Source organism: Bradyrhizobium sp. BLXBL-03 (assembly GCF_051853015.1).
Taxonomy (GTDB): domain Bacteria; phylum Pseudomonadota; class Alphaproteobacteria; order Rhizobiales; family Xanthobacteraceae; genus Bradyrhizobium; species Bradyrhizobium manausense.
The window spans coordinates 4,607,647-4,623,218 of sequence record NZ_CP182470.1 but is presented as its reverse complement, the minus strand read 5'-3'; the positions used below and the strand labels follow the sequence as shown (position 1 = coordinate 4,623,218).

The following is a 15,572-nucleotide window of genomic DNA, read 5'->3' as shown; positions in this document are numbered from 1 at the left end:
TTCGCCTTGCTGCGCTGCACTCGCCGAGCCCTCGTGTTTCGGCCAATAACGCTTTTGGTCAGGGAAACGATCGCCCAACCGCGCGGCGGCTGACGAAAAAAACTTCGCAACGTCGCGTAACAAGCGCGCGTGTCGATCCGTCGAGATTGAGTAGCGGCACCTGTCGCTTTCACAACACCATCTCGAAGGGATTGTCTCTCATGACCATTCGCACCCGTATCCTGCTCGGCGTCTCGGCTGCCGCTCTCTCGCTTGGTCTGGCGCTGTCGCCGGCCGCTTTTGCCCAGGACAAGATGGGCAAGGACGACGGCATGATGAAGAAGGACACGATGTCCAAGGACAGCATGAAGAAGGATCACATGTCCAAGGACGACGGCATGAAGAAGGATACGATGGCGAAGGATGGCATGAAAAAAGACGACGGGATGATGAAGAAGAACTGATCTTCCGCCGTCATGCCGGCCGCCTCCAGCGGGGCGAGCCCGGCATGCCCAGCATCTGCCTCGTCCATCCACGGCCCGTCGTCGCGTTTCGCGTTCGCGGCTGGTGCGGCGCGATTTGACCTGGAGCCGGTGGGCCCCAGGTCAAATTTTGATGTCAAATTTTGAGGTCAAATTTCAGGTCAAATTTTGTTGAAGCTTACTTCCGCTTGGCCTTGCGGGCGGCGTAACGCGCGTCGCGCTTGGCCTTCTGCTCGGCCTCGAGCGCTGCCGCCTTGGCAGCCGCTTCCTCGGCCTCACGCGCAAGGCGCGCGGCTTCAGCGGCCTTGGCTTCTTCCTCGCGGCGCTTCTGCTCGGCTTTTTCGGCCTCGCGCGCAGCCTTCGCTTCGGCGCGCTTGGCCGCGAGCGCCTCGCGCTCGGCGCGCTTCGCCACCACAGCGGGATCGTCAGGTCCGGGCTGCGACTTGAATTTGTTCAAAAGATTTTTGCGGGCTTCCAGCGCCGCCTTTTGCCGGTCTGCGAAGCCGGGTTCCCTAAATCCACTCATTCGACGAGCCTTGTCTTCCTCGCTTTCGATCCTAAATCACTGCCTGTTGGTACGTCGGCTGGGCACAAGCAGGCGCCACGCGACGCAGAAGCGTGTACATCGCCACGCGTCGCGAAGCCACCCATATTCGCAGCCGATCAGGTCCACGAAATCGCTGAACCAGCCGACCCTTCGTAGCCCGGAAAAACTGCCGAATTGTGATGTCCCTCATAAGGGCACCCAGCGGCGGCGCCTAGCGTCCGCCATACGAGACGGAGCACGGGCATGATCTTTTTCCGGCTGAGCCCGAAAGCCCTTTCGATCGTGGTCGCAGCAGTGGCGGTCGTAGGCGCGGTCCTGGTGGCTGCCCGTCCGCAGCCGATCGAGAGTGCGGTTCTTGGAGCCGCTTGGGAGTGTACTCAAACCGCGTTCATCCTGACGAGCTGCGCGCCGCGCGCCCAGCAGGCGATCCCGGCGGTCGAGACCTTGCGCAAGGAAGCGGTGCGGCAGACCAAGGGTTGAACGGTCAAAGTTGAGCGGCCAAGGGTCGAGCGGCGACGGCTGCGCGAGGATGTGACGTGACGTCGCGGAGGTGATAAACGGCCTCAGCGAGCGCCAAGGTCGCCCTGTCCGAGCCTGACTTGATGCCCGAACCCGTAGAGAAGCCCAAAGCTTCGCCCAAACCCCAATCCCCCAAATCCCAATCCGGCGACAGCCGTCGCGGCGCGGTCGCGGGGCTCATCATTGCTGCCGCCCTTCTCGCAGTTGGCCTGTGGCTCGCTCGGGACCTCACCGCCGCCAGCAAGATGCAGGATTGCCTGATGTCGGGGCGACGCAATTGCGATGTGATCGAGCCGGCGCGCTAGTGCCGGGTTCACCGGGCGTCCCGGCGAAAATTCGCCGCGATCTTAAACAGATGTAACGGGACATTACCGGCCTGGCGGGTCAATCTGGCAGGTCAGTTATCAGGCGGCATCAGCCAAAGGCGATCCGAATCGTCTATCGCGCATGGGCCACGGCAATTTCTGAAAGTTAAGGGGTAGGCACGAATGAGTGCGTCCAGCCGTATGAAGATCATCATTCCCGTGGTTTCGGCGATGTCGTTGCTGGCATTGTCCGCCCAGGCGCAGGACGCGGGTCCCCCCAAGGGCGCAGGTCAACCGCCAGGGCAGGGCGCAGCTACTCCGCCACCGGCCGACCAGAACACCCGCAAAGGTCCACCACCGCAGGCAGGGCGATCCGGCTCCCAACCTGGCGGTCAGGCCCACGCGCCCGGAGCCGGTCCGCACCATGCCGATGGTCCGTCCCCGAGGCCCGGCCGTACCATGGCGCGCGGTCCGGCGCCCGCGCGCGACTGGGGTGGACATACCTACCGTGGCAATCTTGCCTGGGAGGGCGGCCGCTGGCGTCATGAGGTCCATAATGGCCGTCCCGGCTGGTGGTGGGACGTTGGCGGCGTCTGGTACTATTATCCGCAGCGGATGGACGGCCCACCCGCTTATATCTCCGAGGAATATGTGGACGACGTGCCGGTGGCCTACGCGCCGCCGCCGGGTCCGCCCGTGGCTTACGAACCACCTCCGCCGCCGCCGGCGCCCGATCCCGGCGCGAGCGCGCTGGGCGGCGCCATTGTCGGCGGTGTGCTCGGCGGCCTGCTTTCGGGCAACGCCTCGGGTGCGGCTGCGGGCGCGGTCATCGGCGGTGCAACCGGTGCCATCGCGGGAGCAACGGCCGCTTCACGTCCGGGCTACTATGTCGCCGAAGGGGTTTGTTATTACCGCTATCCTAGCGGCCAGTATGTGCAGGTCGATCCGCGCGCCTGTTACTGAGCGCCTGAGCGAGATCTGAATTGAATGAGGCGGGCTCAAGCCCGCCTCATTTGTTGCGCAAATGACAGAAGGCTGTTGTTTGCGGAAATGACAGAAGGCCTTTTTGCAAATCAATCTCTGTGGCGACGCACAACAACTGCCCTTAATTTCCACTGGCGCTCATTGTGGCGTCACGCAATTGATCAAAGAAAAAATCAAAAGTGAGTCGCAGGGGACGGGATCATGCTGGACGCGATCCAGATCAGCTTGGCGCTATGGGCCATGATCGTTTGCGGGGGTATCAAGGGGGTGCAGATCGTGCACCTCCTGTTTTAGCGCGCCATTCGCGCTACGAGACAAGCCAGCTCAGGAACGCCATCGCAGCCCAGACCAGGGCACCGATCCAGGCGGTCATCACGATGGCTATGGTTGCGAGAAAGGCGAAGCCTTGCAGGTCGGCTTTGCGCATCGACGCGGGCGCTTGCGCTTCGGCTTCTCGTCTCGTGAGGGGGATAGCCATCGATCCTCTGTCGCGTTCTGCGGAGTACCATGTTGCTCTTTAGCGGACGCGCCGAGCCTCGGCTGTGATGCAATTCACAGATCGGCGCATATGAACGGGCCTCACCGCTTTGTGTATGATCAGCACCATCGTGCGCGGCGGGCGCTTCCCGGCGGTTTGAAACCGCCAGTGCAATTCTATGGAGGTCACAATTAGAGCGTGCCGAAATCATCAGCAACACGCCCCGTTATCCGCAATCATACGGACGAAATTGCCACGCACTTGTCCGGATCGAGCGGTTAGAGTCGGCACTCATGTGTACCGAGTACGATCCACAGCATGAAGCCGAGGCAGCTATGAAGCGTGCCGCCGAGTCGGAAGGCCCCGACCGGCAACGCCTCATCGAACTGGCGCTGGCGTGGCATCAGCTTGCGCGCGATCGTCGCAACGACGAATCGAGCGCAGGGACTGATCGCATCGGGCCGTAGGGCCCGTTTGGTCGCGACCACCTGGTCGAACATCCGGACAAGTACGGCATTCATCGCGCGCGTTGCAGTGCTGACGATGGCAACGATGGCTCGGAAGACCGAGATCACTCGATCGCCGACGGTGGTTCAACAACCGCAACCCTGCATGGTCGCTGACGTAGAATATAGAGGGCGCCACCGGTTCGCGCTGGCGGGCCCATAGTTCTCCGGGCGAGAAAGGTTGTGCTGATCCTGCTTTGTCTTTGAACGTGTATTTATAAGCGGAACACCCAGGTAGGGAGGGCGTTTGAGAGGTAACATACGTTAATTTTTGAACTGACAGCGCGCGGAATCTGTGCCCAATTCTAAGGCATCAATACCTTGGCTAAAGCCAGATGGAACTGTTTAAGGCGGAAAAGATCGGCGAAACCGATAGCCGACCCGACAGGAAATGTAGATTTTGCGGAAGAACGCTTCGCTTGTTGAGGGTGGTGCATTTCCCAGACCGCGGTACGACCGTGCGCACGTTCGAATGCGAATGCGGCGACCGAACCTGGGATGATTGAGCCAGCCTCAAGCTATGCTGCTCGCGTTGGCCGCCCCTTGTCTCTTTGTTCTCCGGTCGAGAACGGACTTTGAATATAATAGGCCTGCTTTTGTTCTTCGGACGTGTACTTACAAGCGGAACACCCGGACGTTGGGCCGCCTCAGTTGGCGGCCTCTTTCCTCCAGTCCCAGCCTTCGATCAAGCCACGCATAATTCGTGCGAACATTCTCGCCCAATCGATCGCTTGCTCGCGCGGGACTTGTCCTGGACGGAGCCGTCGCGATGGTAGGTCGTCGAAATAAAAGTATCGACTTCGGCGACCATCCGCGAAGCGGACCTCGAAGCTTCCTGTGCCGGGCACGGCTTCGTGTTTGAGAAGGCGGACACTCATCCCGCGATCGAAACTCGGTACTGTCGAGAGTCAAATAGTCAATTCCTTGTGGCACTGAACGAGCGCGAGCTACTGCCAGTCGTTGGTCCTAAGGATCGCGACGGCGCCTGAGGCGATCATCGCTGGCAGTAGTGTCGCGGCGTTCGTGAACGGAAAGCGAATGAGCGTGTTGCTGCCGTGTTGCCTGGAGCGATTTGTAGTGCCGCGCAACGCGTTGAATTTGCTGTCGGCGCCAAGCGACTTGCGCAACACGGATGGGGCGCAAGAACGAAGCGGATACTTTGCCAAGGTTTTGATTTGGAAGTTGAAAGGGTGGCGATCCCGGCAGGAATCGAACCTGCAACCCTCAGAGTAGAAATCTGATGCTCTATCCAGTTGAGCTACGGGACCGTTCCGGCCAGCCCGGGTTGGGGCCCGGCTGTTCATATATCATGGCAATATGAAAAATCTGGTCTTTCGCCAAGCCTGAACCGAACCGTTTTCCTCAGTGCTGCGACAAACCGGAACGGTGAAGTGTCAGGGTGCCGGGTTGAGCGGCAGCGGACTGGACGACGGATCACGTCGCCGGCAACGCTGACCAGCTTCCGGGACACGGTCGCCGGTCGACGGGTCCGATATTGCCTGCGCCTCAGGACGGCGTGCGCGGCGGTAGCGTGATCGGTCTCCTCTGGGCGTGCCTTGCCATGGCGAATGCGACGTTTTGCACCTTTGGTTCCATCGCCATGAGTCCGTCACCTTTCCGCACACATTATCGCCGCCGCGGCGCTCGTCCGCGATTTCCGGGAGTCCATTCATGATCGGTCTGGTTCGCGCCGTCACCCTCTGCGCAACGCTGGCGTTTGGCCTGAGCGCGGCGCATGCCGCTGACAAGGCGTTCAAGCGCGACGATCTCGCTGATTCTGCGATCAAGCTGGAGGCGCAGATCAAGAGCGAGGCAGGGCCGGTCGCCAAGACCAATGCGACGCTGAAGACGGACGCCGACGCCGCCTTCAAGCGCAACGATTACCGCACCGGGCTCTCGGTCCTTGGCCAGATCGCCGCGACCACGCCCGATGACGCCGGTAACTGGCTGCGGCTCGCCAAGGTGATCTTCCAGATCACGCCACGGAGCTCGAGCGAGCAGACGTTCCTCTGGGAACGGGCCTCGACGGCCGCCTACATCGCTTACACGCGCGCCGGCAATCAGGGCGAGGAGGCCGATGCGCTCGCGGTGCTCGGCAAGTCGCTCGCCGAACGGCATCTGTTCCGCCCCTCGCTCGACGCATTGCGGTTGTCGCTGGACATGCGCGAGGTCGCCGATGTCCGCGGCCAATATGAGAAGCTGCGCGACGAGCACGGCTTCCGCCTGCTCGACTATACCGTGGACTCGGATTCGGCCAGCCCGCGCGCCTGCTTCCAGTTCTCGGAAGAGCTCGCCAAGCGCACCGATTTCGCGCCGTTCCTGGCGCTCGCAGGTCAGGACAAGCCGGCGCTGTCGGCGGAGGGCAAGCAGCTCTGCGTCGACGGGCTGAAGCATGGCGAGCGCTACAACATCAACTTACGTGCCGGCCTGCCGTCGACGGTGAAGGAAGGCCTGCCGAAATCGGCCGAGTTCAACATCTATGTGCGCGACCGCAAGCCGTTCGTGCGCTTCACCAGCCGCGCCTACGTGCTGCCGCGGACCGGGCAGCGCGGCATTCCCGTGGTCAGCGTCAACACGCCCGCGGTGAACATCGATGTTTTCCGGATCGGCGATCGCAACCTGATCAACACGGTGGTCGACAGCGACTTCCAGAAGACTTTGTCGAAGTACCAGCTCAGCGATCTCGGCAACGAGCGCGGCGTCAAGGTCTGGTCGGGCGAGCTCGCGACCGCGATGACGCTGAACCAGGACGTCACCACCGCATTCCCGGTCGACGAGGCGCTGGGCGAGCTGCAGCCCGGCGTCTATGTGATGACGGCGGCGGCCAAGGGGCCGGGCAGCGACGATGATTATCAGCTCGCAACCCAATGGTTCATCGTTTCCGACCTCGGCGTGTCAGCCTATTCCGGCAATGACGGCATCCATGTCTTCGTGAACTCACTGGCCTCGACCGATCCGGTCGGCAAAGCCGAGGTGCGGCTGGTCGCCCGCAACAATGAGATATTGGCGACGCGCAAGACCGACGATGCCGGCCATGTGCTGTTCGAGACGGGGCTGGCGCGCGGCGAGGGCGGCCTGTCGCCCGCGATGTTGACGGTGACCGGCGAGAAGGCCGACTACGCTTTCCTGAGCCTGAAGAGCTCGGCCTTTGACCTCAGTGACCGTGGTGTCGCGGGCCGCGTCGTGCCCGCGGGGGCCGATGCCTTCGTCTATGCCGAGCGCGGCGTCTATCGCTCCAGCGAGACCGTCTATCTCACCGCGCTGCTGCGCGACGGGCAGGGCAATGCCGTCAATGGTGGGCCGCTGACACTCGTGATCGAGCGTCCTGATGGCGTCGAATTCCGCCGCGCCGTGCTGGCTGACCAGGGCGCCGGCGGCCGCACGCTCGCCGTGCCGCTCAACTCGGCCGTTCCGACCGGGACCTGGCGGGTGCGCGCCTTCACCGATCCGAAGGGCTCGTCGGTCGGCGAGACCACCTTCATGGTCGAGGATTACGTCCCCGATCGGATCGAATTCGAATTGTCCGCCAAGGACAAGCTGATCAAAGCCAACGCTCCTGTGGAGCTCAAGGCGGACGGTCATTTCCTCTACGGCGCGCCGGCCTCCGGCCTCAGCCTCGAAGGCGACATGCTGATTGCGCCTGCCTCCGGGCGGCCCGGCTATGCCGGCTACCAGTTCGGCGTCGATGACGAGCAGACCACCTCGAACGAGCGCACGCCGCTGGAGAACCTGCCCGAGGCCGACGCCAATGGCGTTGCGACCTTCCCGGTGACGCTGGAGAAGCAGCCGGCCTCGACCCGTCCGCAGGAGGCGCAGATCTTCGTCCGCATGGTCGAGACCGGCGGCCGCGCCGTCGAGCGCAAGCTCGTTCTGCCGGTCGCGCCCGCGACCGCGCTGATCGGCATCAAGCCGCTGTTCGGCGACAAGAACGTCGCCGAAGGCGACAAGGCCGAGTTCGACGTCGTGTTCGTCTCGCCCGAGGGCAAGACGCTTCCCCGCGACGGCCTGCGCTACGAGCTCCTGAAGATGGAATCGCGCTATCAATGGTACCGCCAGAACAATTATTGGGAGTACGAGCCGGTCAAGTCGACCTCGCGCGTCGCCGACGGTGACGTCACGATCGCCGCCGACAAGCCGACGCGGATCTCGCTGGCGCCCCGGCCCGGCCGCTACCGGCTCGATGTGAAGTCGAATGACGCAGACGGTCCGGTGACCTCGGTGCAGTTTGACGTCGGCTGGTATTCCGACGGCAGCGCCGATACGCCTGATTTGCTGGAGACCTCGATCGACAAGCCGCAATACGCCTCCGGCGATACCATGACGGTATCGGTCAATGTCCGCTCCGCCGGCAAGCTCACCGTCAACGTCGTCGGCGACCGCCTGCTGACGACGCAGACCGTCGACGTCAAGGAAGGCACCGCGCAAGTAAAACTCCCGGTTGGCAAGGACTGGGGCACCGGGGCCTATGTGGTGGCGACGCTGCGCCGTCCGCTCGATGCGGCCGCCCAGCGCATGCCGGGCCGCGCGATCGGCCTGAAATGGTTCGGCATCGACAAGCAGGCGCGCACGCTTGCCGTGAAGCTGGCGCCGCCGGATCTGATCCGGCCGAATTCGACGCTCAAGATCCCGGTCAGGCTCGACGGGCTCAATCCCGGCGAAGACGCCAAGATCGTGATCGCCGCGGTCGATGTCGGCATTCTCAATCTCACCAATTACAAGCCGCCGGCACCCGACGATTATTATCTCGGCCAGCGTCAGCTCTCGGCGGAAATCCGCGATCTCTACGGGCAGCTGATCGACGGCATGTCCGGCACGCGCGGCCAGATCAAATCCGGCGGCGACGCAGGCGCTGCCGAGCTGCAGGGCTCGCCGCCCACGCAAAAGCCGCTCGCGCTCTATTCGGGCATCGTCACCGTCGGCGCCGACGGCACGGCGGAAGTCAGCTTCGACATTCCGGAGTTCGCCGGCACCGCGCGCGTGATGGCGGTGGCGTGGACCGCCACAAAACTCGGCCGCGCCAACACCGATGTCGTGATCCGCGACCCCGTGGTGCTGACCACGACCCTGCCGCGCTTCCTTCTCAATGGCGACCACGGCACGGTCAATCTCGAGATCGACAATGTCGAGGGCCAGGCCGGCGATTACGTCATCAACGTCAAGACGGGCGGTCCGGTGAAGATGACGGGCAATCCGGCCACCACTGTCAGACTCGCCGCCAAGCAGCGCAATTCGTTCGCGCTTGCTATCGATGCGACCGCGGCGGGACAGGCGACGCTCGATGTCGACATCAAGGGGCCGAACGGCCTGACGCTCGCGCGCCACTACGCGCTCGACGTCAAGGCGGCAACGCAGGTGCTGGCACGGCGCTCGATCCGCACCCTGGCGAAAGGCGAGAGCCTGACGCTGACCTCGGACATGTTCTCCGACCTCGTGCCGGGCACCGGCAGCGTCTCGGTCTCGGCGAGCCTGTCGACCGCGCTCGATGCGGCGACCATCCTCAAGGCGCTCGACCGCTATCCCTATGGCTGCTCGGAGCAGATCACGAGCCGCGCGATGCCGCTGCTCTATGTCAACGACCTGGCGGCCGGTGCGCATCTGGCCATGGATACCGAGGTCGACCAGCGCATCCGCGACGCCATCGAGCGGCTTTTGGCCCGTCAGGGCTCCAACGGCTCGTTTGGCCTGTGGTCGGCCGGCGGCGATGACGCCTGGCTCGATGCCTACGTCACGGACTTCCTGACTCGCGCCCGTGAAAAGGGCTTTGTGGTGCCTGACGTTCTGTTCAAGAACGCGCTCGACCGCATCAGAAACTCTGTCGTCAACGGCAACGAGCCGGAGAAAGATGGCGGCCGCGATCTCGCTTACGGCCTCTACGTGCTCGCCCGCAATGGCGCAGCTCCGATCGGCGATCTCCGCTATCTCGCCGACACCAAGCTGAACAATCTGGCGACGCCGATCGCCAAATCCCAGCTTGCGGCGGCGCTCGCTCTGGTCGGCGATCGCAACCGCGCGGAGCGGGTCTACAGCGCGGCGCTCGACAGTCTGGCGCCAAAGCCGGTGCTGGAGTTCGGCCGCACTGATTACGGCTCGCAGCTCCGCGATGCCGCAGCGCTGGTCTCGCTCGCCAGCGAAGGCAATGCGCCCAAGGCGACACTGACGCAAGCAGTCTCGCGGGTCGAAGTCGCGCGCGGGCTGACGCCCTACACCTCCACACAGGAGAATGCATGGCTGGTGCTGGCCGCGCGGGCGCTGGCCAAGGAAAACCTCTCGATCGAGGTCGACGGCCAGCCGATCAAGGCTGCGCTCTACCGCAGCTACAAGGCTGATACGCTGAGCGGCAAGCCGCTGAAGATCACCAACACCGGCGATGCGCCGGTGCAGGCGGTGATCTCGGTATCGGGTTCGCCGGTGACGCCGGAGCCGGCCGCGTCGAACGGCTTCAAGATCGAGCGCAACTACTTCACGCTCGACGGCAAGCCGGCCGACATCAGCAAGGTCAAGCAGAACGACCGCTTTGCCGTGGTGTTGAAGATTACGGAAGCCAAGCCTGAATACGGCCACATCATGGTGTCCGACTATCTGCCGGCCGGCCTCGAGATCGACAATCCGAAGCTGGTGTCGTCGGGCGACAGCGGCACGCTGGACTGGATCGAGGATGGCGCGGAGCCCGAGGATACCGAATTCCGCGACGACCGCTTCACCGCGGCCGTCGACCGGGCCTCGGATTCCAAGGCGGTCTTCACCGTCGCCTATGTCGTGCGCGTGGTCTCGCCGGGCAAATATGTGCTGCCGCAGGCCTATGTCGAGGACATGTACAACCCCTCGCGCTATGGCCGCACCGGCACGGGCACAGTCGAGGTGCGGGCGGCGAAGTGAGTGGTGGGATGCGCGACGGCGATCATATCTCTCGTCATTCCGGGGCGGCTCGAAGAGCCGAACGATGGCGCGCAATTGCGCGCCTGAGAATCTCGAGGTTCCGGGTCTGGTCCTTCGGACCATCCCGGAACGACGGCAGTGGAGTGCGGAGCAAGAGCCATCGCGCGCTCTCTGCCCTCGCGCTCGCTTTCATCCTCGCCCTTATCGGCTTCGTCGGCTGGGTCTATTCCCTCGGCCCGCTGCCGCTCGACGAGGCGCGCCGCGTCTCGACCACTATCGTCGATCGCAACGGCAAGCTGTTGCGTGCCTACGCGATGGCGGACGGGCGCTGGCGTCTGCCTGTTGATGCCAAGACGAATGTCGATCCGACTTACCTGAAGCTGCTGTTCGCCTATGAGGACCAGCGCTTCTATGCCCATGACGGCATTGATCCGCTGGCGCTCGGGCGCGCGGCGGTGCAACTCGGCACGCGCGGTCACATCGTGTCGGGCGGCTCGACCATCTCGATGCAGCTGGCCCGGCTGATGGAGCCGCGACGGCAGCGCTCGCTTTACGCAAAGCTGCATCAGATCGTCCGTGCGATCGAGCTGGAGCGAAGCTTGAGCAAGGACGAGATCCTTAACCTCTACCTCGCGCTCGCGCCCTATGGCGGCAATCTCGAAGGCATTCGTGCCGCATCGATCGCTTATCTCGGCAAGGAGCCGAAGCGGCTGTCGCTGGCGGAAGCCGCGCTCCTGGTCGCGTTGCCGCAATCGCCGGAAACCCGTCGGCTCGACCGTTATCCCGACGCCGCGCGCATCGCGCGGGATCGCGTGCTCGACCGCATGGTCGAGGAGCATGTGGTCAGCATCGAGGATGCCAAGCAGGCCAAGGCCGTGCCAGTGCCAACGCTGCGCAAGCCGATGCCGATCCTGGCGCCGCATGCCTCCGACAACGCGCTGGCAACGGTCAAGGATGCGCCTGTTATCAAGCTGACGCTGGACTCAAATCTGCAGAAGGTGCTGGAGCCGCTGGCGCGCGACCGCGCCATTGCGCTGGGGCCGAACATCTCGGTCGGCATCATCGTCGTCGACGTCGAGAGCGGTGACGTGCTCGCTCGTGTCGGCTCGGCCGATTATTTCGATGTGAGCCGGGCAGGGCAGGTCGACATGACCCGCGCCATCCGCTCGCCGGGCTCGACGCTGAAACCGTTCATCTATGGGCTGGCTTTCGAGGACGGCTTCGTTCACCCCGACAGCCTGATCGACGATCGTCCGGTGCGCTTCGGCTCCTACGCGCCCGAAAACTTCGACATGACGTTCCAGGGCACGGTGCCGGTGAAGAAGGCCCTGCAGATGTCATTGAACGTGCCGGCCATCGTGCTGCTCGACCGCGTCGGCTCGAGCCGGCTGGCCTCGCGGCTGCGGCAGGCCGGAGGCAATCTGGTTCTGCCCAAGGACGAGTCGCCAGGGCTCGCGATGGGCCTCGGCGGTGTCGGCATTACGCTCCAGGATCTGGCGCAGCTTTATGCAGGCTTCGCTCGGCTCGGCACCACCAAGCCACTCCGCGAGATCATGGCCACCAAGGATGATCGCGAGCCGCTGCGGCTCTTGGACCCCGTGGCGGCCTGGCAGGTCGGCAACGTGCTGCTGGGAACCCCGCCGCCGGAGAACGCAGCCCATAACCGCATCGCCTTCAAGACCGGCACCTCCTATGGCTATCGCGATGCCTGGTCGGTCGGGTTCGACGGCCGCATGACCATCGGCGTCTGGGTCGGCCGGCCCGATGGCGCGCCGGTGCCCGGCCTGATCGGTCGCCTCGCCGCCGCGCCCATTCTGTTCGATGCCTTCGCGCGGACCGGCAAGACGTTGACCCCACTGCCAAAGCCCCCCAAGGGAACCCTCCTTGCCAGCAACGCAAAGTTGCCGTTGCCGCTCAAACGGTTCCGGCCTGTCGGGGAACTGGTCCGCCCCGGCGGCGAGCAGGCGCTCCACATCCAGTTCCCGCTCAATGGCTCCCGGATCGATGTGGATCGGTCGGGCGGAGCGGAGGCGGCGGCCATGCCGGTCAAGGTCGCCGGCGGGGTGCTGCCGATGACTGTCATGGTCAACGGAACGGCGCTCGGCGAGATCGACGGACGGCGCCAGCGCCTGATCGATCCGCCCGGTCCGGGCTTTGCACGGCTGACGGTGATCGACGCCACGGGCGCCGCGGACACAGTCGTCATTCGAATTCAATGAGAGCGGCTTAAGCGGTTGTGGCGATGGCGGTTTCAGCGTAAGCGGAACCAATGGCCGAGACCTATCCGACTCCCCGATTTGGAGCGCCCCGACAGCCGAAAACGCCCGTGAATCCGGGCAGTCGGCTTGTGCTGATGCTCGACTTTGTCACTGCCAGCCACGCCCGCGCCGTGGGCTTCCTGGTGCTGTGCGCGCTGCTGCTGTTTCTGCCGGGATTTTTCACCATCCCGCCCGTCGACCGCGACGAGGCACGGTTCGCGCAGGCCACCAAGCAGATGGTCGAGAGCCGCGACTATGTCGACATTCGCTTCCAGGAGGACGTTCGCTACAAGAAGCCGGTCGGCATCTACTGGTTGCAATCCGCGGCCGTCGAAGTGGCCACAGTGCTGAAGCTGCCCAAGGCCGAATTGCGCATCTGGGTCTATCGGCTGCCCTCGTTGATCGGTGCGATCGGCGCAGTGCTGATGACCTATTGGACGGCGCTGGGCTTCGTCACGCGGCGCGGGGCAGTGCTCGCCGCGCTGCTGATGGCCGCCTCCGTGCTGCTTGGTGTCGAGGCGCGCCTCGCCAAGACCGACGCTGTGCTGCTGTTCGCGGTGGTCGCCGCAATGGGCGCGATGTCACGCGCCTATCTGTCCTGGCAGCGTGCCGAGGACGAGGCCCATCCGCCCTGGAGCTGGCCGGCGATCTTCTGGACCGCGCTCGCGGTCGGCATCCTGATCAAGGGCCCGCTGATCCTGATGTTCGCAGGGCTCACCATCATCGCGCTCGCGATCCAGGATCGCGATGCCTCCTGGCTGTGGCGCTTGCGCCCGGTCTGGGGTCTGATGTGGGTGCTGGTGCTGGTGCTGCCCTGGTTCGTCGCGATCTTCTGGCGCGCCGGCGATGCCTTCTTTGCGGATTCCGTCGGCGGCGACATGCTGAGCAAGATCGGCGCGCAGGAATCCCATGGCGCGCCGCCCGGTGTCTATCTGGCGCTGTTCTGGATCACCTTCTGGCCCGGCGCGCCGCTTGCGGCGATGGCGGCGCCGGCGGTGTGGCGGGCGCGGCGCGAGCCCGGCGCACAATTCCTGCTGGCCTGGCTGATCCCGTCCTGGATCGTGTTCGAGGCGGTGCTGACCAAGCTGCCGCATTACGTGTTGCCGCTCTATCCCGCGATTGCGATCCTTACCGCCGGCGCGGTGGAGCGAAACGTGCTGTCGCGCTCGTGGCTCGCGCGCGGCTCGGCCTGGTGGTTCGTGATCCCTGCGGGCGGTTCGATCATCGCAGTCGTCGGCGCGGTCATGCTGACGCGGCAGCCGGCCTTCGTGGCCTGGCCGTTCATCGCGGCCTCGCTGATCTTCGGCCTGTTCGCCTGGTGGCTGTTCGACACCAATCGCGCCGAGCGCTCGTTGCTCAACGCGCTGGTCGCAGCGCTCATGCTGGCCGTCGCGGTCTACGGCATCGTGCTGCCGTCGTTGACGCCGCTGTTTCCGAGCATCGAGGTCGCGCGCGCGCTGCGCAACGTGACTTGCGTCGGGCCCAAGGCGGCCTCGGCCGGCTATGCCGAGCCGAGCCTTGTGTTCCTGACCGGCACCCAGACGCTGCTCACCGACGGATCGGGGGCTGCCGATTTCCTCAGGCAGGGAAGCTGCCGGTTTGCCCTCGTGGAGCAGCGCTCGGAGCGCAGCTTCGTGCAGCGCGCCGAGGCGATCGGGCTGCGCTACAAGGTCGGCGCGCGTATCGACGGCTATAATTTCTCGCAAGGGCGTGCGATCTCGATCTCGATCTTCCGTTCCGAGGGCCCTGACTAGGATGCCTGATACGGCCACCATCGCGCCGCGTGCGAGTTACCCCACGCAATTGGTCTCTGTCGTGGGACGGGCGCTCGCGCAGCTCGTGCGTTCGCCGTCGCATTCGCGCCGTGCTGCGGCTGCGCGAAAACTGGCGCGGCATTCGCTGTGGCTCAGCGCGGCGGGTGCCGCTTTGGTGATCGTTCTGATCCTCGCGTTCGATGGGACCGAGATCCAGCTGATGCCGGCTCGCGGCACGGCCTGGCTGTGGCCGATCCGCATCCTCACCGATTTCGGCAAGGACGAGAACGTGCTCTGGGTGCTGGGCGCAGCCTTGGTGGTCGTGGCGCTCGTCGCGAGCGGAATGCATGGCAGCCGCCGGGCGCTGCTGCTCGGCTTCGGGACGCGGCTGCAATATCTGTTTCTGTCCGTTGCGCTGTCGGTGTTCGTCACCGAGATCCTGAAATATCTCATCGGTCGCGGACGTCCGTTCGTCGGCGGCAAAGCCGATCCGTTCAATTTCATCCCGCTCGAAGGCACGGGGGCTTATGCCAGCCTGCCGTCGGGGCATGCGGTGACGGCGTTCGCGCTCGCCTTTGCGGTTTCGGCGCTTTGGCCGCGTCTGCGCGTGGTCATGTTCACTTACGCCGTTGTCATCCTGCTGACGCGCCTGGTGCTGCTGGCGCATCACCCGAGTGACGTCACGGCCGGTGCGCTGGTGGGCATGGTCGGCGCCATGGCGGTCCGCTATTGGTTTGCGGCGCGCCGGCTCGCCTTTGCCATCCGCGCCGACGGCAGCATCGTGCCGCTTCCGGGGGTGCTTCCAGGGCGCCTCAAAAGGGTTGCCCGCGGCCCATCCGCCCCATAAAAGCGGCTGCTTCCCGGACCAAGGGTTCCCGGGAACG

Annotated in this window: 11 protein-coding genes and 1 tRNA gene; 8 read left to right on the top strand and 4 right to left on the bottom strand. The window is 64.5% G+C overall.

Translation table 11 applies throughout. The annotated features are described in order from the left end of the window. Positions 1–200: 200 nt before the first annotated feature. Entirely contained in the window at positions 201–443 is a 243-nt protein-coding gene (locus tag ACNJX9_RS22210) for a pentapeptide MXKDX repeat protein (RefSeq protein ID WP_439404176.1), read from the top strand. A 196-nt stretch (positions 444–639) separates the two neighbouring features. Here ACNJX9_RS22210 and ACNJX9_RS22205 read toward each other — a convergent pair whose 3' ends face one another. Next, positions 640–987, bottom strand: a complete 348-nt coding sequence (locus ACNJX9_RS22205; RefSeq protein ID WP_057754842.1) for a DUF6481 family protein — start codon at positions 985–987, stop codon at positions 640–642. A gap of 264 nt (positions 988–1,251) precedes the next feature. Here ACNJX9_RS22205 and ACNJX9_RS22200 point away from each other — a divergent pair, with 264 nt between their 5' ends. The 3 genes from ACNJX9_RS22200 to ACNJX9_RS22190 all read left to right on the top strand — a co-directional run bounded on the left by ACNJX9_RS22200 (position 1,252) and on the right by ACNJX9_RS22190 (position 2,795). Beyond that, positions 1,252–1,488, top strand: coding sequence for a hypothetical protein (locus tag ACNJX9_RS22200; RefSeq protein ID WP_057754845.1), 237 nt, complete (start codon positions 1,252–1,254; stop codon positions 1,486–1,488). A gap of 122 nt (positions 1,489–1,610) precedes the next feature. Then, positions 1,611–1,832, top strand: a complete 222-nt coding sequence (locus tag ACNJX9_RS22195) for a hypothetical protein (protein ID WP_083514684.1) — start codon at positions 1,611–1,613, stop codon at positions 1,830–1,832. A gap of 183 nt (positions 1,833–2,015) precedes the next feature. After that, positions 2,016–2,795, top strand: a complete 780-nt coding sequence (locus tag ACNJX9_RS22190; protein WP_439404174.1) for a hypothetical protein — start codon at positions 2,016–2,018, stop codon at positions 2,793–2,795. Positions 2,796–3,123: 328 nt separating this feature from the next. On the opposite strand, the gene ACNJX9_RS22185 is transcribed toward ACNJX9_RS22190, so the two are convergent. From ACNJX9_RS22185 to ACNJX9_RS22175, 3 genes are all read right to left on the bottom strand, one after another. Beyond that, positions 3,124–3,294, bottom strand: a complete 171-nt coding sequence (locus ACNJX9_RS22185) for a hypothetical protein (protein WP_057754854.1) — start codon at positions 3,292–3,294, stop codon at positions 3,124–3,126. Between the two features lie 278 nt (positions 3,295–3,572). Beyond that, positions 3,573–3,869: a hypothetical protein gene (locus ACNJX9_RS22180; RefSeq protein ID WP_057754857.1), complete on the bottom strand. Its 297-nt coding sequence runs from the start codon at positions 3,867–3,869 to the stop codon at positions 3,573–3,575. A 1,122-nt stretch (positions 3,870–4,991) separates the two neighbouring features. Further along, a tRNA-Arg gene (locus tag ACNJX9_RS22175) sits at positions 4,992–5,068 on the bottom strand. A gap of 403 nt (positions 5,069–5,471) precedes the next feature. Between ACNJX9_RS22175 and ACNJX9_RS22170 the strand changes: the two genes are divergently transcribed. From ACNJX9_RS22170 to ACNJX9_RS22155, 4 genes are read left to right on the top strand one after another with little or no spacing between them, the layout of a single operon-like run. Next, a complete protein-coding gene (locus tag ACNJX9_RS22170) occupies positions 5,472–10,676 on the top strand; it encodes an alpha-2-macroglobulin family protein (protein ID WP_439404173.1) in 5,205 nt (1,734 codons plus the stop codon). A gap of 8 nt (positions 10,677–10,684) precedes the next feature. Next, positions 10,685–12,895: a penicillin-binding protein 1C gene (pbpC, locus tag ACNJX9_RS22165; protein ID WP_439404171.1), complete on the top strand. Its 2,211-nt coding sequence runs from the start codon at positions 10,685–10,687 to the stop codon at positions 12,893–12,895. 50 nt (positions 12,896–12,945) lie between these two features. Continuing rightward, positions 12,946–14,688: an ArnT family glycosyltransferase gene (locus ACNJX9_RS22160; RefSeq protein ID WP_271598755.1), complete on the top strand. Its 1,743-nt coding sequence runs from the start codon at positions 12,946–12,948 to the stop codon at positions 14,686–14,688. Between the two features lies 1 nt (position 14,689). Beyond that, positions 14,690–15,535 (top strand): phosphatase PAP2 family protein, encoded by an 846-nt coding sequence (locus ACNJX9_RS22155; protein WP_439404170.1) that lies wholly within the window; start codon positions 14,690–14,692, stop codon positions 15,533–15,535. The last annotated feature ends 37 nt before the right edge of the window (positions 15,536–15,572 follow it).